Origin of the sequence: Azospirillum ramasamyi, from assembly GCF_003233655.1 — a bacterium.
Lineage (GTDB): Bacteria > Pseudomonadota > Alphaproteobacteria > Azospirillales > Azospirillaceae > Azospirillum > Azospirillum ramasamyi.
The window spans coordinates 2322651-2341697 of the sequence record NZ_CP029829.1 but is presented as its reverse complement, the minus strand read 5'-3'; the positions used below and the strand labels follow the sequence as shown (position 1 = coordinate 2341697).

The window sequence follows — 19047 nt, the reverse complement described above, 5'->3', positions numbered from 1 at the left end:
GATGGTGGTATGGGCGGCGGTATGGGCGGGGGCATGAATCCCCGCTTCGACGGCACCTCGTCGCGCCGCCTGCTCGCCCGGCTGCGCGACATCATGGCCGGCTCGGGGTCGGGTCAGGAACGGCTGGACAAGATCGTCACGCTGATCGCGGCGGAGATGAAGGCGGACGTCTGCTCCTGCTACATCATGCGGGCCGGCGAGGTGCTGGAGCTGTTCTCCACCGAGGGCCTGAACAAGACCGCCGTCCACAACACCCGCCTGCGGGTGGGCGAGGGCATCGTCGGCTACATCGCCGGCCACGCCCGCCCGGTGGCGCTGGACAACGCGCCCTCCCATCCCAGCTTCGCCTACCGCCCGGAAACGGGGGAGGATCCGTTCCAGTCGCTGGCCGGCGTGCCGATCCTGCGCGGCAGCAAGGTGCGCGGCGTGCTGGTGATCCAGCACAAGGACCGCCGCCGCTATGTCGAGGAGGAGGTGGAAACCCTCCAGACCATCGCCATGGTCGTCGCCGAGCTGGTGGCCCAGAGCGAGCTGGTCAACCCGGTGGAGGTCACCACCACCGGCGATCCCGTGCTGCTGCCCGCCCGCCTGTCGGGCACGGCGATGAGCGCCGGGCTGGCCATGGGGCTGGCGGTCATCCACCGGCCGCAGCTGACCGTCCGCCAGATGGTGGCGGAGGACGCCGACGCCGAGCTTGAGCGCTTCAACACCGCGCTTCAGACCATGCACAGCGCCATCGACGACCTGCTGGAAGCGGCGTCGCTGGCGGGGCTCAGCGAGCCGCGCGACATTCTGGAGACCTACCGGATGTTCGCCGAGGACCGCGGCTGGCTGTCGCGCATCCGCGAGGCGATCCGCGTCGGCCTGACCGCCGAGGCGGCGGTGCAGCAGGTGCAGAACGACACCCGCGCCCGCATGAGCCACCTCACCGATCCCTACATCCGCGAACGGGTGATGGATTTCGAGGATCTGACCAACAGGTTGCTGCAACATCTGGCCGGCAAGACCAGCGGCACCGACGGGGCCACCCTGCCGGACGACATGATCCTGGTCGCCCGCTCCATGGGGCCGGCGGAACTGCTGGATTACGACCGCACCCGGCTGCGCGGCCTGCTGCTGGAGGAAGGGTCGCCGGCCAGCCATGTCTGCATCGTCGCCCGCGCGCTGAACATCCCGGTGGTGCAGGCGGCCGACGCGATGAACCGGATCGAGCCGCTGGACCAGCTGATCGTCGACGGCGACCACGGGCAGGTCTTCATCCGCCCGGCCGAAGACATCCAGATGGCCTTCGCCGAAGCGGTGGCGTTGCAGCACCGCAAGGAGCAGATGTATGCGGAGATCCGCAACCTGCCCTCCGTCACGCGCGACGGGGTGCCGATCTCCATCCAGCTGAACTGCGGCCTGCTGATCGACCTGTCGCACCTGACCGCCAGCGGCGCCGAAGGGGTCGGGCTCTACCGCACCGAAATCCCCTTCATGGTCCGTCCGTCATACCCCGACGTGAAGGCGCAGACCGACCTCTATTCCCGCATCCTGGACGAGGTCGGCGACAAGCCGATCGTCTTCCGCACGCTGGATGTCGGCGGCGACAAGATGCTGCCCTACATGACCGGCGGCGAGGAGGAGAACCCGGCGCTGGGCTGGCGCGCGGTGCGCATCGGGCTGGACCACCCGTCGCTGCTGCGCCAGCAGTTGCGGGCGCTGCTGCTGGCCGCCGCCGGGCGGCCGCTGTCGGTGATGTTTCCGATGATCGCCGAGGTGGCGGAGTTCGACGGCGTCCGCCGCCTGCTGGATCTGGAGCTGAAGCGGCTGGCCGCCCAGGGCATCGCCCCGCCGGGCAGCCTGCGCGTCGGCACGATGATCGAGGTGCCGTCGCTGTTGTGGCAACTTCCGGCGCTGCTGCCGCGGCTGGATTTCCTGTCGGTCGGCTCCAACGACCTGACCCAGTATCTGTTCGCCGCCGACCGCGGCAATCCGCGCACATCGACCCGCTACGATCCGCTGTCGCCGTCGATGCTGTGCGTGCTGCGCCGGCTGGTGGACGAGTGCGCCAAACACAAGGTGTCGCTGAGCATCTGCGGCGAGATGGCCGGCCGGCCGCTCGACGCCATGGCGCTGATCGGCGTCGGCTTCCGCACCCTGTCGATGTCGCCGCCGTCGGTCGGTCCGGTGAAGACCATGCTGCGCTCGCTGGACGTCGCGGCGCTGCGGCAGTACATGAGCGGGCTCTACACCGGGGCCGACCACAGCCTGCGCGACAAGCTGAAGACCTTCGCCAAGGATCACGGGGTTCTGATCTGAGGGGCTAACCTCGCCCCCACGCCCACTTGTCACGGCTCGTCCCCCCGACCGGTGGTCATAGCGGTTGCGCCGCGGCATCGGCTGTCGTACCCATTCCGCTTGATGCATCCTCCCGGATGTCCGGTTGCGCATGACGTTCGGCGTGCGCGCAAGTTGCGAGCAGATGGCGAGCCTATGGCCAAGCGCAAGGTTTTCGACGATTTCGATCCGGCTCCGGCCGGCCCCTCCGTCTCCGAGACTCTGCGCTCCACGCGCATGGCGCATGGCTATGACCTGCGCGACGTGGCGGCGATGCTGCGCATCCGCTACCCGTATCTGCTGGCCATCGAGGAAGGGCGCTTCGACGAGCTGCCGGGCAGCACCTACGCCATCGGCTTCCTGCGGTCCTACGCCGAGTGCCTGGGGCTGGATCCCGACGCCGTCGTCACCCGCTACAAGGAGGAGGCGGCGGGCACCGTCCGCCGGCAGGAGCTGTACCTGCCGACCCCGGCGGCCGAAGGTGGGCGCGCCTCTGGCGGGACGCTGCTGCTGGGCACGCTGGTTCTGGCCGGCGTCGTCTATGGCGGCTGGTATTATCTGTCGGCGACCGACCGGACGGTGACCGATCTGGTGCCGGCCCTGCCGGACCGGCTGGTCTCGCTGCTGGACGGCGTGCCGGCCAAGCCCGCAACCCCGGCGCCCGAGCCGGCCGGCACCGCCGCGCAGCCGGGAGCGGAGCCTTCGGTTCCCGCCCCGGTGGTCGCCACCGCCCCGGCGGCGCCCGCGTCTGCGCCGCCCGCCGCGGCACCGGCTCCGGCGACTTCCGCTCCCGCTGCTCCCGCTCCCGTGGCGGGCGCCCCTGCTCCGGGTGGTGCCGCTTCGACTGCCGCCGCTTCGGGGGCAGCGGCGAAGCCGCCGCAGGGGACCGCCCCCGCCGCACCGGCGCCGGCCGCCGCGTCCATTCCGTCCGCGCTGCCGCCGCCGGCGCAGTCGCCGCTGCCGTCCGCCAACGCGCCCTCCGCCAACCAGGCGGGCGGGCAGGGGATCGTCAACGTTCCGGCGCCGCCGCCGGAGGATGACGAGGAGGCGTCGCCCCAGGCCCCTACCCCGCTGAACACCGCGGCCAACCCGCCGTCCGCGCCGGCCGCGCCGACGGCGACGGTGCCGGCCGACGGCAAGGTCTACGGCACGCTGAACACCAATGCGAAGCTGGTCCTGAAGGCCACCCAGGAAAGCTGGCTGCAGGTGCGCGACGGCAGCGAGATCGTCTTCACCCGCGTGCTGAAGCCGGGCGACACCTTCCGCGTTCCCGACAAGCCGACCGTGAAGATCCGCACCGGCAATGCCGGCGGTCTGGTGGTGATGGCCGACGGCGGCGAAAGCCCGCCGCTGGGCTCCGTCGGGCAGGTTCTGCGCGACGTCACCATCGACGCCAACGGGGTGGTGCGGCGCTGAGCCCGCGCCACCTTGCACGGCCCGCTTAATTGCATAGCTTGAATACCCGATCTTGAATCCGGGGCGCCGGACCGCACTTCTGGCCTGACGCCGGCTGCGCTAGGATGCGGCTCCCGGCCACCGCTTTCGCTGCCCAGAGGCTGACCTGAGATGACCGTGCGCGCCTACCGCCAGATCCTTCGCCGCAAATCGCGCCAGATTCGCGTCGGCAACGTGTTGGTCGGCGGCGACGCGCCGATCTCGGTCCAGACCATGACCAACACCCCGACCACCGACGTGAAGGCGACGGTGGAGCAGATCCAGGCGGCCGAGCGGGTGGGGGTGGACATCGTCCGCGTCTCCTGCCCCGACCGCGAGTCGGCGCTGGCGCTGAAGGACATCGTGCGGCAGGTCAAGGTGCCGATCGTCGCCGACATCCATTTCCACTACAAGCGCGCCATCGAGGCGGCGGAGAGCGGCGCCGCCTGCCTGCGCATCAACCCCGGCAACATCGGCTCGGCCGAGCGGGTGCGCGAGGTGGTGAAGGCGGCCAAGGACCATGGCTGTTCGATGCGCATCGGCGTCAACGCCGGCTCGCTGGAGCAGGATCTGCTGGAGAAATACGGCGAGCCCTGCCCCGAGGCGATGGTCGAAAGCGCGCTGAACCACGCGAAGATCCTGGAAGACAACGATTTCCGCGAGTTCAAGATCTCGGTGAAGGCGTCCGACGCCTTCCTGGCCGTCGCCGCCTATCAGGGGCTGGCCGAGGCCTGCGATTATCCGCTGCACATCGGCATCACCGAGGCGGGCGGCCTGCGCGCCGGAACGGTGAAGTCGTCGATCGGGCTCGGCATGCTGCTGTGGTCCGGCATCGGCGACACGCTGCGCGTCTCGCTGTCGGCCGACCCGGCGGAAGAGGTTCTGGTCGGCTACGACATCCTGAAGTCGCTCGGCCTGCGCCGCCGCGGCGTCACCGTCATCTCCTGCCCCAGCTGCGCGCGGCAGAACTTCAACGTCATCAAGACGGTGGAACTGCTGGAGCAGAAGCTGGCCCACATCACCACGCCGCTGACCCTGTCGGTGATCGGCTGCGTCGTAAACGGCCCGGGCGAGGCGCGGGAGACCGACATCGGCCTGACCGGCGGCGGCAACAACACCCATCAGGTCTATCTGTCCGGCGTCACCGACCACCGGCTGAAGGACCAGGACATCGTCCAGCATCTGGTCGGTCTGGTCGAGAAGAAGGCCGCCGAGATCGAAGCGGCGAAGGCCGCATCGGAAGCAGCGGCGGAAGCAGCCCAAGCGGAAACCGCCAGCGAAACCAAGCGAGACGTGGCCCCCGCCGCGGAGTAAGCTGCCCCCGTTTGAAGCAGGGACAGCGATTCGCGGCGTGACCACCACCTCCTACCTCGTCATCGGCGCCAGCCACCGGACCTGTTCCGGCACCGTCCGCGACCGCCTGTCCACCGACGAGGCGGAAGTGGCGGGCATGCTGGACCGGCTGCGCGCGGCGGGGGTGGGGCAGGCCCTGTGGCTCAGCACCTGCGACCGTGTGGAGGTGCAGGCGGTCCATGAGCGCCCGAACGAGGCGGCGCTGGCGATTGCCGAGGTGATGGCCGACCGCGTCGGCCTGCCCACCGCCGATCTGGCGCCGCAGCTCTACACCCGCACCGGCATCGACGCGGTGCGCCACCTGTTCGCGGTGGCCTGCTCGCTCGACAGCCAGATCGTCGGCGAGCCGCATATCCTGGGCCAGCTGAAGGCCGCCCACCGCAGCGCCGCGTCGGCCGGGATGACCGGGCCGGAGCTGGAGGCGGTGCTGCAGGCCGCCTATGCCGCCGCCAAGCGGGTGCGCAGCGAGACGCCGATCGCGGAGGGCGCCACCTCGCTGGCCGCCGCCGCCATCCAGGTGGCGCGCGACCTGCACGGCGACATCCGGCGCTGCGGCGCCCTTCTGCTGGGGCTGGGCGACATGGGCGCCCTGGTGCTGGAGGGGCTGCGCGAGGCCGGGCTGCCGCGGCTGACGGTCGCGGCCCCGGTGGACCGGCGGGCGGAAGCGGCGGCGCGGCGGCTCGACGGGCATTTCGCCCCCTGGGCCGATCTGGAGACGGCGATGACCGGCGCCGATATCCTGGTGACCGCGACCGGCCTTGGGCGCTATATCCTGACCGCCCCGATGATGGAGGCGGTGCTGAAGCGGCGCCGCCGCCGGCCGGTCTTCGTGGTCGATGCCGCCATCCCGGCCGACGTCGATCCCGCGGTGGCGGGCATGGACGGCGCCTTCGTCTATGATCTGGCCGATCTGGAGCGGGTGGCGCTGCAGGGCCGCGTCGGGCGCGAGGCGGCGACCCAGGCGGCCTGGATGATCGTGGACGAGGCGGTTGCCGCCTTCGCCCGCGACCGCGCGGAACGCGCCGCCGTTCCGGCGGTGGCGGCGCTCCGCAACCATTTCGAGGCGGAGCGGCGGCGGCTGCTGGCCGGGCACGGCGATCTGGACGCCGCGTCGGCGACGCGGCTGCTGGTCAACCGGCTGCTGCACGCCCCGTCGGAAACGCTGCGGGCGCTGGCCGCCGACGGCAGCGGCGAGGGGCTGGCCGAACGGGCCGCGGCCGAAAGGCTGATGTTCCGCCTGTTCGGGCTGGACCGGATCGGCCGGGACAGGTTGGGCTGCGACATGGCTTCTGACGAAGCCGAAGAGAACGAACCGGATAAGGACGAGCGACGTGAGCCTGGACGAGAAGTTCGATAAGGTGATGGCCCGGTACGACGAGCTTCGCGACACGCTTGCGGCCGGCCTTGCCGAGTCCGGCGACTTCGCCCGGCTGTCCAAGGAATATGCCGACCTCACCCCGATCGCCGAGGCCATCGCGGAGCTGAAGAAGGGCCGCGCCGAGGCCGCCGATCTGGCGGAGATGATCGCCGATCCCGGCGCCGATCCCGAGATGAAGGCGATGGCGGAGGAGGAATTCCACGCCCTGACCAAGCGCATCCCCGAACTGGAGCGCAAGGTGCAGATCTCGCTGCTGCCGAAGGACGAGGCGGACGAGAAGAACGCCATCCTCGAGGTGCGGGCCGGCACCGGCGGCGACGAGGCCGCCCTGTTCGCCGCCGAGCTGTTCGAGATGTACCGCCGCTATGCCGGCCTGCACGGCTGGCGGTTCGAGGCGATGGACGTCAGCGAGACCGGCATCGGCGGCTACAAGGAGGCCACCGCCAACATCACCGGCCGGGGCGTGTTCGCCCGGCTGAAGTTCGAGTCGGGCGTCCACCGCGTCCAGCGCGTGCCGGCGACCGAGGCGCAGGGCCGCATCCACACCTCCGCCGCCACCGTCGCCGTGCTGCCGGAGGCGGAGGAGGTGGACATCCACATCGACGAGAAGGATCTGCGGATCGACGTCTTCCGCTCCTCCGGCCCCGGCGGCCAGTCGGTCAACACCACCGACAGCGCGGTCCGCATCACCCACCTGCCGACCGGGCTGGTGGTGAGCCAGCAGGACGAGAAATCGCAGCACAAGAACAAGGCCAAGGCGCTGAAGGTGCTGCGCGCCCGCCTGTACGACCGCGAGCGCGCCGAGAAGGACGCCGCCCGTGCCGCCGACCGCAAGAACCAGGTCGGCAGCGGCGACCGCTCGGAACGCATCCGCACCTACAACTTCCCGCAAGGCCGGGTGACCGACCACCGCATCAACCTGACGCTCTACAAGATCGACAAGGTGATGGCCGGCGAGGCGCTGGACGAACTGATCGACGCGCTGATCGCCGAAGACGAGGCCGCCCGGCTGGCGGAGCTGGGTTGAACGGCTTCACACGCCGACACTTGTTTCCCTCCCCCGCTGAACGGGGGAGGGGATGAGTTGTCGCGGGGAAGAGGAGTACGATCATGAACCTCCGCACCCTGCGGACCCAGGCCGAGGAGCGCCTGCGCGCGGCCGGCGTCGATACGCCGGAGCTCGACGCCCGCTACCTTCTCGAACATGCGCTGACGCTCACCCGCACCGACTTCATTACGAAAGCGGAACAGGCCATCCCCGATGCCGATGTTGCCCGTGCCCTGGCTCTGGTCGAGCGCCGGGCGGCGCGGGAGCCGGTGGGGCGCATCCTGGGGCACCGGGAGTTCTGGACCATCGATCTGGCCCTCAACCCCGACACGCTGGAGCCGCGGCCCGACACCGAGACGGTGGTGGAAGCGGTACTGGCCGCCATTCCCGACCGGAAGGCCCCCCTGCGCCTGATCGATTTCGGAACCGGAACGGGCTGCATCCTGCTGGCGCTGCTGTCGGAACTGCCGAACGCCACCGGGGTCGGCGTCGATCTCAGCCCGCTGGCGGTGGAGGGGGCGGCCGGCAATGCCGAGCGCAACGGGCTGGCGGGGCGCGCGCGGTTCCAGACCGGGGATTGGGCCAAGGGGATCGAGGACCGTTTCGATATCGTGGTGTCCAACCCGCCCTATATCCCGAGTGCCGACATCGCCACGCTGGAGCCGGAGGTGCGCGAGCACGACCCGCTCCGCGCGCTGGATGGCGGGCCGGACGGGCTGGAGCCCTACCGCATCCTGGCGGCCGCGCTGCCGCGCCTGCTGGTGCCCGGCGGGGTGGCCGCCTTCGAGGTCGGGCAGGGGCAGGCGGAGGATGTGGCGGCGCTGGTCGAGGCTCAGGGATTGGGAGAGATCGCGATCCTGTGTGATCTCGGTGGGGTAAAGCGCTGCGTCAGGGCGCGAAAGGGGCCATGAGCCGGCCGTCGATCCAAAAAAAGGTTGGATCGCCGGGCTTTGCCGGGTAGTGTGCGGTACACGACCGCGAACCTACGGCCTGCGGAGCACGATTCTCGGATGGTTTTCTGCCGAGCGCTGACCGCCCTGGCCCGCCGCACGTGATGCGGACGCGTCGTTTGAACCCCGTGAGCGACCCATGGAAATCGTCCATGGCAGACCGGGCGGCCGGGCTGGAAGGCCGGATGGCCGCCGGAGCGTTCCGGGGACTGCACTTCTCTTGCATGGGGCCTTAAGAGCCGAATGAGACAGGGACCGAACTCCAGGCGTTCGCGTGGTCGTGGCAACAGCGGCGGCGGCGGGGGCGGCGGCGGTGGTGGTGGCGGGGGCGGCGGTGCCGGCCGTCGCCAGAACGTTCCGCTGCGTCACCAGACCTTCGACAGCAACGGTCCGGACGTCCGCATCCGCGGCAATGCGTGGCAGGTGCAGGAAAAATACCAGGCGCTGGCCCGCGACGCGATGTCGTCCGGCGACCGCGTGCAGGCGGAAAACTACCTGCAGCATGCGGAGCATTACCTGCGCATCATCAACCAGATCCAGGAATCGGAAAACCGCCAGCGCGGCGGCCAGCCGAGCATCGGGCATGCCGGCCACCAGCCGCAGGGCGCCTCGCAGGCCGGCGACGATGACGACCAGCAGGGCGAAGACGAGACCGACGGCGAGGAACGGGCGGCCGTCAACGCCTGACGCCCCGCGTTTCGGAGCTTGAAAGGTTGAAGGTCAGGCCGGCGTGACCGGGTCGCCCACCGCGATCCGGCCGCTGCCGGTCACCTGGGCGCGCAGCAGGATCTGGCTGTGGCCGTAGCCCCGCTCCATGATGGTCGGCAGGCTGAGGTCGGCGACGCCGCTGTCCGGGTTCACGTCGTTGCCGGGGGTGCAGTCCAGCGCCTCCACCACCTCCAGCGTTGCGGCGCCCACGGTCAGGCTCCGGCCGATCCAGCCGCGTTCCGCCCAGGGATCGACGCCGTCCAGCAGCAGGTTGGCGCGCAGGCGGCGGGGATTGACCGGCTGCTTGGCGATCCGCTCCTCCACATCGCGCAGGCTGGCGAGGTTCAGCAGGGTGACCGAGGGTTCCTCGCTGTCGCCGAAGGCGCCGTGCCGCGCCTCGATCAGGCGGGGCATGCCGGGGACGATGCCGGCCAGATAGGCGGCGAAGAACTGTTCCAGCAATGTGCGGCCCATCGGCTGGTCCAGCCGGCCGCGCGACACCTGCCGTCCGCCGCGCCGGATGATCAGCGCGCGGGTCTCCTCGTCGAACTCCGTCTGCAGCGCCGCCAGCTTTTCCGTGCGGTCCAGCGTGAAGAAATCGGACGGCAGGCGCCAGCCCTCCGTCTCGGAGTCCAGCGCGGCCGGCCCGTGCAGCAGCCCGTAACGGCGGTCGAGCGGAATCGCCTGTCCGGCGGTCAGGTCGGTGGCGGTCAGATCCTGGCCGCTCATGCCCTTGACGGGATAGCGGCGGATTGCGGTCAGTGTGGCGTTCATTGCACTGCACAATGAAAGGGCCGGAGCGTCCCTGTCAACCGATGCGGTGCCTGTTTCTCACCTTGCGGCTGGGAGAAAGGCGGTGGGGAGTACCCCGGACCGCCCGCTCCATCGCGCTCCTTCGCAATGAACTGGTGCCGCTACCAGCGTTCGGCGACGGGGCGGTGCCCCAGAAATTCCTCCAGCCGCCGCCCGGTGGCCGGCGACAGCTCCGCCGGCAGCCCGTCGATCGGGAAGAAGCGGGCCTCCACGATCTCCACCCCGTCCGCCTTGGGCGTGCCGCTCCAGCCATGCACGACGAAGACCGCCACATGGTCGCTCGCCCCGTTGCGGAAGCGGGCGTAGATGCCGAAAGGCTGAGCGGGGCGGTCGGCGATCAGCCCGACCTCCTCCCGCACCTCGCGCCGCATGGCGTCGGACAGCGTCTCCCCGCGATCGACTCCGCCGCCGGGCAGATGCCAGCCGCCGACATAGCTGTGGCGGATCAGCAGCACGCGCGGGACGGCCGGGTCCGACCCGTCGACGATGATGGCCCGCACCCCCATGGTCAGCGGCCTTGCGATCCGGTGCCAGACGCCGCGCAGGCTCCAGGCGAGGCGCAGGAGGCGCGCCGTCATGGTCCGCGGCAGGGCCTTGCCCGCTTGCGCCGCTGCGGGCTTCACATCGGGGGCGGTGCGCGGAGCGGGACGGGTGGCAGGGCTGGTGGCGGCACTGGCCAGATCGGTCATGATGGGAATCCGGGGCGGGGAAACCGGCGGAAGGCGGGCTGGCGGCAGTCTAGCCGGGTCGGGCGGGGGCCGTGTAGGGGGGCAATCGGCGGGGCGCGCGCTACCCCTTTTCCCTGGTCCTAGGCGGTCGGGAGGAGGAAGGCGCGAGGGCTTTTTTCTTCCGATGATCTTATCTATTCCGATTGTCTTGCATGACTTCCGCCCCAGCCTACATCTCAGCCAGCATCCTTGCGGATCGCACTGTCATGTGGATCGGGTCGACCGGGCTGCCTCGCGGACGGTCGACGGGAGATGGGGGGAGCATCATGGATTTCGAGCAATACACCGAGCGTAGCCGCGGCTTCATTCAGGCCGCGCAGACCCTGGCCGTGCGCCGCGGGCATCAGCGCCTGACCCCGGAACACCTGCTGAAGACGCTGCTGGACGACAAGGAAGGGCTTGCCGCCAACCTGATCCGCGCGGCGGGCGGCGATCCCAAGGTGGCCCTGGCGGCGGTCGATGCCGAACTGGACAAGCTGCCGAGGGTCGAAGGCAGCGGCGCCGGCCAGCTCTATCTGACGCCCGAGATCTCCCGCGTCTTCGAACAGGCGGAGAAGGTCGCCGAAAAGGCCGGCGACAGCTTCGTCACCGCCGAGCGCATCCTGCTGGCGCTGGCCATGGCCGACGGTACCCCCTCGGCGCGTGCGCTGAAGTCCGCCGGCGTGACGCCGCAGGGGCTGAACACCGCCATCAACGACATCCGCAAGGGCCGCACCGCCGACAGCGCCAGCGCCGAGCAGGGCTATGACGCGCTGAAGAAATACGCCCGCGACCTGACCGCCGCGGCGCGCGACGGCAAGCTCGATCCCGTGATCGGCCGCGACGAGGAAATCCGCCGCACCATCCAGGTCCTGGCCCGCCGCACCAAGAACAACCCCGTGCTGATCGGCGAGCCCGGCGTCGGCAAGACCGCCATCGTCGAAGGGCTGGCCCAGCGCATCGTCAAGGGCGACGTGCCGGAAGGGCTGAAGAACAAGCAGCTGCTGTCGCTCGACCTCGGCGCGCTGGTGGCCGGCGCCAAGTACCGCGGCGAGTTCGAGGAGCGGCTGAAGGCCGTGCTGTCGGAAATCCAGGCCTCGGCCGGCGAGATCGTCGTCTTCATCGACGAGCTGCACACGCTGGTCGGCGCCGGCAAGTCGGACGGCGCGATGGACGCCTCCAACATGCTGAAGCCGGCCCTGTCGCGCGGTGAGCTGCACTGCGTCGGCGCCACCACCTTGGACGAGTACCGCAAGTATATCGAGAAGGACGCCGCGCTGGCCCGGCGGTTCCAGCCGGTCTTCGTGTCGGAGCCGACAGTGGAGGACACCATCTCCATCCTGCGCGGGCTGAAGGAGCGCTATGAGGTCCACCACGGCGTGCGCATCACCGACAGCGCCATCGTGTCGGCGGCGACCCTGTCCAACCGCTACATCACCGACCGCTTCCTGCCCGACAAGGCCATCGACCTGATCGACGAGGCGGCGAGCCGCCTGCGCATGGCGGTGGACAGCAAGCCGGAATCCATCGACGAGCTGGACCGCCGGATCATCCAGCTGAAGATCGAGCGCGAGGCGCTGAAGCGCGAGCAGGACTCCGCCTCGCGCGAGCGGCTGGTCAATCTGGAGCGCGAGCTGTCGGACCTGGAGCAGGACTCGGCGGAACTGACCGCCAAGTGGCAGGCCGAGAAGGACCAGCTGCAGGGCGCGCAGAAGATCAAGGAGGATCTGGAGAAGGCCCGCACCGAACTGGAGACGGTGCAGCGCGACGGCAATTGGGGCCGCGCGGGCGAACTGGCCTACGGCGTCATTCCCGGCTTGGAAAAGGCGCTGAAGGAGGCCGAGGAGCATGCCAGCAGCCGCATGCTGAACGAGGAGGTGCGCGACAGCGACATCGCCGCGGTGGTCAGCCGCTGGACCGGCGTGCCGGTCGACAAGATGCTGGCCGGCGAGCGCGAGAAGCTGCTGGCGATGGAGGACAAGCTGCGCAGCCGGGTGATCGGCCAGGACGAGGCGATCGTCGCCGTGTCCAACGCCGTGCGCCGGGCGCGGGCCGGGCTGCAGGATCCCAACCGCCCCATCGGCTCCTTCCTGTTCCTGGGTCCGACCGGCGTCGGCAAGACCGAGCTGACCAAGGCGCTGGCCGAATTCCTGTTCGACGACGAGACGGCGATGGTCCGGCTCGACATGTCGGAATACATGGAAAAGCATTCCGTCGCCCGCATGATCGGCGCGCCTCCGGGCTATGTCGGCTATGAGGAGGGCGGGGCGCTGACCGAGGCGGTGCGCCGCCGGCCCTATCAGGTCGTGCTGTTCGACGAGGTGGAGAAGGCCCATCCCGACGTCTTCAACGTGCTGCTGCAGGTGCTGGACGATGGCCGGCTGACCGACGGGCAGGGCCGCACCGTCGATTTCCGCAACGTCGTCATCATCATGACCTCCAACCTCGGCTCGCAGGCCCTGGCCGAGCAGCCGGAGGGCGAGGACAGCGGCGCCGTGCGCGAGGAGGTGATGGAGGCCGTCCGCGCCCATTTCCGGCCGGAATTCCTCAACCGCCTGGACGAGATCCTGCTGTTCCACCGGCTCGACCGCCGGCATATGGGCGGGATCGTCAAGATCCAGCTCGGCCGCCTGACGAAGATGCTCGCCGAACGCGAGATCACGCTGACGGTGGACGAGGCCGCGACCGAATGGCTGGCCGAGGCCGGCTACGACCCGGTCTATGGCGCCCGTCCGCTGAAGCGGGTGATCCAGCGCGAGCTGCAGAACCCGCTGGCGACCCTGATCCTGGAAGGCCGCATCAAGGACGGCCAGACGGTGGCGGTCGGCGCCGAAGGCGGTTCGCTGACCATCGACGGCCAGCCGGTGAGCGGGCTGGTCCGCAAGGGCTGAGCGGGTCGACGGTGAAATCCCCTCTCCCCCTCTCCCCAGGGGGAGAGGGGGAGGTCCGGCAGGTTTCTCTCAGTAATACGGCGCGTCCAGCCCTTCCGCCTCGAAACTCGCCTTCACCGCCGGGCGTTCCAGCACGCGGGCGAGATACGGACCCAGGTTGGCGAGCGTACGTGCCGGGCGGCCCATGAAGCGGGTCCAGCGGCACAGCATGAACAGGTACGGGTCGGCCGCGCTGTACGTGTCGCCCAGCAGCCATGTACGCCCCGCCAGCGCCCGGTCCAACCCATCGAAATGACCGTTCAGCCGGGCCTCGGACGCCGCCTGGAAGGCGGCTTGCGCCTCCGCGCCCTCGACATGGCGTTCGGGGTAGAAGTACAGCAGCATCTCGGCCTGGACGCTGTTGGTCAGATAGATCAGCCACTTGTAGAACTCCGCCCGCTCGGGCGTGCCGACCGCCGGGGCGAGCTTAGCCTCCGGGTAGAGGTCGGCCAGATGCAGGCAGATGGCGGCGGCCTCGTACAGCACCAGATCGCCGTCCACCAGCGTCGGCACCCGGCCATGCGGGTTCAGCGCCAGATAGGCGGCGCTCTTGTGCTCCCCCTTCCCGCGGTCGAGCAGCACGAGGTCGAAGGGCCGGCCGATCTCGCGCAGCAGGATGTGCGGGGCCATCGCGGCGGTGCTGGGCATTCCGTAGAGCGTAGGCAAGGCGGTTGCTCCCCCTGGTGATTCCAATCAAGCTGTCCCATCGGGGCCGGCGTCCCGCCAGTAACTTGCGCGCATGGCACGGATGACCACGATGCAGGTTTGTCCAGTGACCGAACTGTGGGTATGATCGGCGGTACTGTTTAACAAATCGAACACCCCCGGCGGACCTCGACCGGACGGCGGGGAAGCGAACCCGACAAGACCGAACAGGAAGACCCTCTCCATGACCGCTCCGGGCAGCACCGCCGGCAACTCTGCCGCCAGCCGCGACAAGGCCTTCGTCCTCCATCCCTACACCAACCTGGACGTCCACGAGACGCAGGGGCCGATGATCATCGAGCGCGGCGAGGGCGTCCGCGTCTTCGACGATGGCGGCAAGGATTACATCGAGGGCATGGCCAGCCTGTGGTGCGTCTCGCTCGGCTGGGGCGAGGAGCGGCTGGTGCAGGCGGCGACCAAGCAGATGCGGCAGCTGTCCAGCTATCACATCTTCGGCCACAAGTCGCATGAGCCGGGAATCGATCTGGCGGAAAGGCTGATCGGGCTGGCGCCGGTGCCGATGTCGAAGGTCTTCTTCGCCAACTCGGGGTCGGAAGCCAACGACACCGCGATCAAGCTGATCTGGTACTACAACAACGCGCTCGGCCGGCCGGAGAAGAAGAAGATCCTCTCGCGCCAGCGCGCCTATCACGGCGTGACGGTGGCGACCGCCAGCCTGACCGGGCTGCCCAACAACCACCGCGACTTCGACCTGCCGATCGCCCGCATCATCCACGGCGACTGCCCGCACCACTACCGCAACGCCCTTGAGGGCGAGAGCGAGGAGGCCTTCGCCACCCGCCTCGCCGAACAGCTGGAGGCGCTGATCCTGGCCGAGGGGCCGGACACCATCGCCGCCATGTTCGCCGAGCCGATCATGGGCGCCGGCGGCGTCGTGGTCCCGCCCGCGACCTACTTCGCCAAGATCCAGCCGGTGTTGAAGAAATACGACATCCTGCTGGTCGCCGACGAGGTGATCTGCGGTTTCGGCCGCACCGGCAGTTTCTGGGGCAGCCAGACCATGGGCATGCAGCCGGACATCCTGACCTGCGCCAAGCAGCTGTCGTCGGGCTATCTGCCGATCTCCGCCGTCATGGTGTCGGACGCGGTCTATCGCGCCTGCGTCGATGAGAGCCGGAAGATCGGCACCTTCGGCCATGGCTACACCTATTCCGCCCATCCGGTGGCGGCGGCGGTGGCTCTGGAGACGCTGAAGATCTACGAGGAGCGCGACATCGTCGGCCATGTCCGCGCGGTCGCCCCGGCCTTCCAGAACCGTCTGAAGGCGCTGGCGGAGCATCCGCTGGTCGGCGAGGCCCGCGGCACCGGCCTGATCGGCGCCGTGGAACTGGTGGCCGACAAGGCGACCAAGGCCCCGTTCGATCCGGTCGGCCGTGCCGGCGCGCTGGTCAACGGGCTGAGCCAGGAGAACGGCCTGATCGTCCGCGCCATGGGCGATTCCATCGCGCTGTGCCCGCCGCTGGTGATCTCCGAGGCGGAGATTCACGAGACCTTCGACCGGCTGACCAAGGCGCTGGACGCCGCGGTGCCGGTTCTGCGCGGGTGAGGTTCGGCCGGGGGGTGGGGCGCTTCGCGCCCTATCCCCTCCGCAGATGCATCTTGCCCAGGCCGCCCAGTGCGTCGAACAGCTGGCGGAACTGGGTGAGGAACTGCTCCCACGTCGCCTTCGTCGTCGGTTCGATGGCGGCGTGCAGGGCGCCCAGGCTGGTCCTGCCGTCGATCCGCGACAGGATCGGCCCGGCCAGCCGGGGCAGGGGCAGGGCCACGACGCTGCCCATCAGGTCGAATTCCAGGCTGCCGCCGGGCGGCACGTTCTTCGCGACGGCGGGACCGTCGATGTCGCGCAGGACCGGCACCACATCCGGCCCGTCCGGCAGGATGCGGGCGGCGTCCAGATCGGCCGGGCGCAGCAGATAGGCGATGTGCTTGGTGAAGGCGCCGGTGATGCGCTCGGTCCAGGCGGCGCGCTCCAGCGGGTCCATCCCCTCCAACCGCTTCAGGACACGGGCGTCCTTGACCCACAGGGACGGCTCGTAGCGCATCGGGTCGATCAGCGTCGCGATGGCGAGGCCGGCGCTGTCCGCCAGTTCGGCCAGCTGCGGCACGCTGTAGGGGCGGTCGCAGCTGTGCAGCAGCAGGTCGTAGAGGTTGGCGTCGGCCAAGCGGTGGTCGCTGATGTGCGGGTTGTTCAGCAGCCAGTTGGTCGGCGGCAAGGCCTGGATCAGCCGGCGGGCCAGCGCCACCTTCTCGGCCGGCGGCAAGCCTTCGGTCATGCCGCGCAGGGCCTCCTGCATCGGGTAGACGCCGGTGCGGCCATAGGGGGCGTAGACCATGATGCCGATGCCGCCGCCGGGCGCCAGCGCGCCGGCCAGCGAGCGCAGCCCCGCCGACGGGTCGTCCAGATGGTGCAGCACGCCGCAGCAGTCGATGTAGTCGAACGGCCCCATCCCGTCGAGTTCCAGCAGCGAGCCCCTCTGGAAGTCGATGTTGGTCAGGCCGCGCGCCTTGGCCCGCGCCTCGGCGATGGCGCGGCTGGCGTCGGACAGGTCGATGTAGGTGATGCGGCCGGGGTTGCCGGCATCGGCCATCTGCTGCGCCAGCATGATGGTGCCGTCCCCCGTGCCGCCGCCGGCCACCAGCACGCGCAGCGGCCGGGAATGGTCGATCCGGCCGCCGAAGACATGCTGGACCAGCTCGTCCAGATGGCTGGGCGATCCGGTGATCAGGCGCTTCGACTCGTCGGCCGGGTTGCGCGCCGGGTAGGGATAGGCTTCGTACTGGGCACGCAGGTCGTCGATGCTCATGGGGGACTGCTCATAAGGAACGGGCGCGGCGACCATAGCACCGCGCCCATCCGATGACAGCCGCCCGATGACGTTCCGTCGGTGCCTCAGACGGGCCACCCCGCCGCGGCACGCACCTCGCCAACCCGGGCGCCGGCGCGGTTCAGCAGGGGCGCGGTCAGCAGTTGCGGCACGCGCGCCCATTGGGCGTCGGTCAGCGCCCTGGTCGAGCGGATCAGCGCGGCAAGCGCCACCTCGCGGGCGCGGGCGGCGCCGTCCTCGATCTTCAGCGCGATGCCGATGCCCTGTTCGGGGATCACGGCGCAGCCGACCCCCTCGGCCCCGCCCTTGACCAGAACGGCGCCCCCGGCGGCCTCCATCAGCGCGGTGTCGAAGGTGCCGGTGCCGCCGATCAGGAAGGGGTGCTTGCCCCAGGCGGCGGCGATGCGGGTGACCGCCTCGGCCCGCGCGTCGGGCAGGTCGACCGGATCGGCGATGCGGGCCATGGCATAGGCGATGGCGCCCAGCGGAATGCCGATGGTGGGGATGGAACAGCCGTCCACGCCCCAGGGCGCGCCGAACAGATCCTGGCCGGTCATCTGCTCCATCACGCCGAGGATGCGCTGCTGCACCGGGTGTTCGTAGCGGACATAGCCCTTCAGCCGCTCGCCCTTGTGCTTCGCGGTGGTCAGGAAGCCGCTGTGCTTGCCGGAACAGTTGTTGTGGAAGGCGGTCGGCGCCTCGCCGCGGCGGACCAGCTCCTCGGCGGTGGCGGGATCGTAGGGGATCTGCGCGCCGCATTCGTAATCGTCGAGCGTCAGCCCGACCCGCTCCGCCCAGGACCGCGCCAGTCCGGTATGGCGCGCCTCGCCGTTGTGGGAGGAGCAGGCGAGCGCCAGTTCCTCGTCGCCCAGACCGAAGGCGTCGAGCGCGCCGCTTTCCACCAGCGGGATCGCCTGCAGCGACTTGATGGCCGAGCGCGGGTAGACGGGGGTGTCGATGTCGCCCCAGCGCGCCAGCACATGGCCGCCGGCATCGACGATGCAGGCGCGGGCGCGGTGGACCGATTCGACCAGGCTGCCGCGCGTCACCTCGACGGTGATCGGGCTTTCCGCCGGGCCGGACAGGTCGGCGCGGCCCTCGGCGCTCTCGCCATGGTGGTGGGAATGGCCGTGGTGGTGATCCCCACCGCAGCAGGAATGGTCGTGGGTATGGTCTTGGCTCATGCCGGCAAGCTTGCCTCGGGCGGACGGTGGCGGCAAGCTCCCGCCCGGTTATCTTTGGCTTCGATGTGTGGGTTCTTCATGCGTGGTTATTTCGGAATCGGGGTGGAGCGGATCAGCAAGCCGGGCAATGTCGGCAACCTGATGCGCACCGCCCATGCCTTCGGCGCCTCCTTCTTCTTCGCCATCGATCCGGAACCGGATCTGCGGGAGACGAAGCTGGTCGACACCTCGGGCGCCACGCTGCACCTGCCGCTCTACATCCACGAGCGGGTCGCCGACTTCACCCTGCCCAGGGACTGCATGCTGGTCGGGGTGGAGCTGACCGACGACGCGGTGGAGCTGCCCAGCTTCCGCCACCCGTCCCGCGCCGCCTATGTGCTGGGGCCGGAGCGTGACAGCCTGTCGCCGGCGATGCTGGCGCGCTGCGACCATGTGGTGAAGATCCCGATGTCCTTCTGCATCAATGTCGGCGTCGCCGGGGCGCTGGTGATGTATGACCGCATGATCTCGCTCGGCCGCTTCGCCGAGCGGCCGGTGCGTCCCGGCGGTCCGCTGGAGGCGCCGGCCCAGCACCGCCACGGCCGCCAGATTATGCGCAACGCCGACCGCCGCCGCCGCATCCGCGGGGAGCAGAAGCCGGCGGAGAGTGACGGCGACGAGTAAGGGCCACCG

General features: G+C 69.9%; 15 protein-coding genes. 10 read left to right on the top strand and 5 right to left on the bottom strand.

The genetic code is table 11. The annotated features are described in order from the left end of the window. The first annotated feature begins 21 nt into the window (after positions 1-21). The 7 genes from ptsP to DM194_RS10970 all read left to right on the top strand — a co-directional run bounded on the left by ptsP (position 22) and on the right by DM194_RS10970 (position 9169). Complete coding sequence (gene ptsP / locus DM194_RS11000) at positions 22-2301, top strand: phosphoenolpyruvate--protein phosphotransferase (protein ID WP_111067924.1); 2280 nt, start codon at positions 22-24, stop codon at positions 2299-2301. A 174-nt stretch (positions 2302-2475) separates the two neighbouring features. Continuing rightward, positions 2476-3735, top strand: a complete 1260-nt coding sequence (locus tag DM194_RS10995) for a helix-turn-helix domain-containing protein (RefSeq protein WP_111067354.1) — start codon at positions 2476-2478, stop codon at positions 3733-3735. Between the two features lie 150 nt (positions 3736-3885). After that, complete coding sequence (gene ispG, locus DM194_RS10990; protein ID WP_111067353.1) at positions 3886-5067, top strand: flavodoxin-dependent (E)-4-hydroxy-3-methylbut-2-enyl-diphosphate synthase; 1182 nt, start codon at positions 3886-3888, stop codon at positions 5065-5067. A 37-nt stretch (positions 5068-5104) separates the two neighbouring features. Continuing rightward, the gene (gene hemA, locus DM194_RS10985; RefSeq protein ID WP_111067352.1) at positions 5105-6463 is read left to right on the top strand and encodes a glutamyl-tRNA reductase; all 1359 of its coding nucleotides are present in this window, start codon (positions 5105-5107) and stop codon (positions 6461-6463) included. Further along, positions 6438-7511, top strand: coding sequence for a peptide chain release factor 1 (prfA, locus tag DM194_RS10980; protein WP_111067351.1), 1074 nt, complete (start codon positions 6438-6440; stop codon positions 7509-7511). Before hemA ends, prfA begins: the two co-directional genes overlap by 26 nt. Positions 7512-7594: 83 nt before the next feature. Further along, positions 7595-8443 (top strand): peptide chain release factor N(5)-glutamine methyltransferase, encoded by an 849-nt coding sequence (gene prmC, locus DM194_RS10975; protein WP_111067350.1) that lies wholly within the window; start codon positions 7595-7597, stop codon positions 8441-8443. A 282-nt stretch (positions 8444-8725) separates the two neighbouring features. Beyond that, positions 8726-9169 (top strand): DUF4167 domain-containing protein, encoded by a 444-nt coding sequence (locus DM194_RS10970; RefSeq protein WP_111067349.1) that lies wholly within the window; start codon positions 8726-8728, stop codon positions 9167-9169. Positions 9170-9202: 33 nt separating this feature from the next. On the opposite strand, the gene DM194_RS10965 is transcribed toward DM194_RS10970, so the two are convergent. Next, positions 9203-9964 carry an MOSC domain-containing protein gene (locus tag DM194_RS10965; protein WP_111067348.1) on the bottom strand — a complete coding sequence of 254 codons (762 nt, stop codon included), beginning with the start codon at positions 9962-9964 and terminating at the stop codon, positions 9203-9205. Positions 9965-10104: 140 nt separating this feature from the next. Then, entirely contained in the window at positions 10105-10692 is a 588-nt protein-coding gene (locus tag DM194_RS10960; protein WP_111067347.1) for an NUDIX domain-containing protein, read from the bottom strand. 305 nt (positions 10693-10997) lie between these two features. Between DM194_RS10960 and clpB the strand changes: the two genes are divergently transcribed. Next, positions 10998-13601 carry an ATP-dependent chaperone ClpB gene (gene clpB, locus DM194_RS10955; RefSeq protein ID WP_111067346.1) on the top strand — a complete coding sequence of 868 codons (2604 nt, stop codon included), beginning with the start codon at positions 10998-11000 and terminating at the stop codon, positions 13599-13601. Between the two features lie 69 nt (positions 13602-13670). On the opposite strand, the gene DM194_RS10950 is transcribed toward clpB, so the two are convergent. Next, positions 13671-14306 (bottom strand): glutathione S-transferase family protein, encoded by a 636-nt coding sequence (locus DM194_RS10950; RefSeq protein WP_111067345.1) that lies wholly within the window; start codon positions 14304-14306, stop codon positions 13671-13673. Between the two features lie 223 nt (positions 14307-14529). Here DM194_RS10950 and DM194_RS10945 point away from each other — a divergent pair, with 223 nt between their 5' ends. Next, positions 14530-15912 carry an aspartate aminotransferase family protein gene (locus DM194_RS10945; RefSeq protein WP_111067344.1) on the top strand — a complete coding sequence of 461 codons (1383 nt, stop codon included), beginning with the start codon at positions 14530-14532 and terminating at the stop codon, positions 15910-15912. A 31-nt stretch (positions 15913-15943) separates the two neighbouring features. Here DM194_RS10945 and DM194_RS10940 read toward each other — a convergent pair whose 3' ends face one another. Continuing rightward, positions 15944-17170 carry a class I SAM-dependent methyltransferase gene (locus tag DM194_RS10940; RefSeq protein ID WP_111067343.1) on the bottom strand — a complete coding sequence of 409 codons (1227 nt, stop codon included), beginning with the start codon at positions 17168-17170 and terminating at the stop codon, positions 15944-15946. A gap of 86 nt (positions 17171-17256) precedes the next feature. Beyond that, a complete protein-coding gene (locus tag DM194_RS10935; RefSeq protein WP_111067342.1) occupies positions 17257-18375 on the bottom strand; it encodes an asparaginase in 1119 nt (372 codons plus the stop codon). Positions 18376-18453: 78 nt separating this feature from the next. On the opposite strand from DM194_RS10935, the gene DM194_RS10930 reads away from it, so the two are divergent. Further along, positions 18454-19038, top strand: coding sequence for an RNA methyltransferase (locus tag DM194_RS10930; RefSeq protein ID WP_111067341.1), 585 nt, complete (start codon positions 18454-18456; stop codon positions 19036-19038). Positions 19039-19047 lie beyond the last annotated feature (9 nt).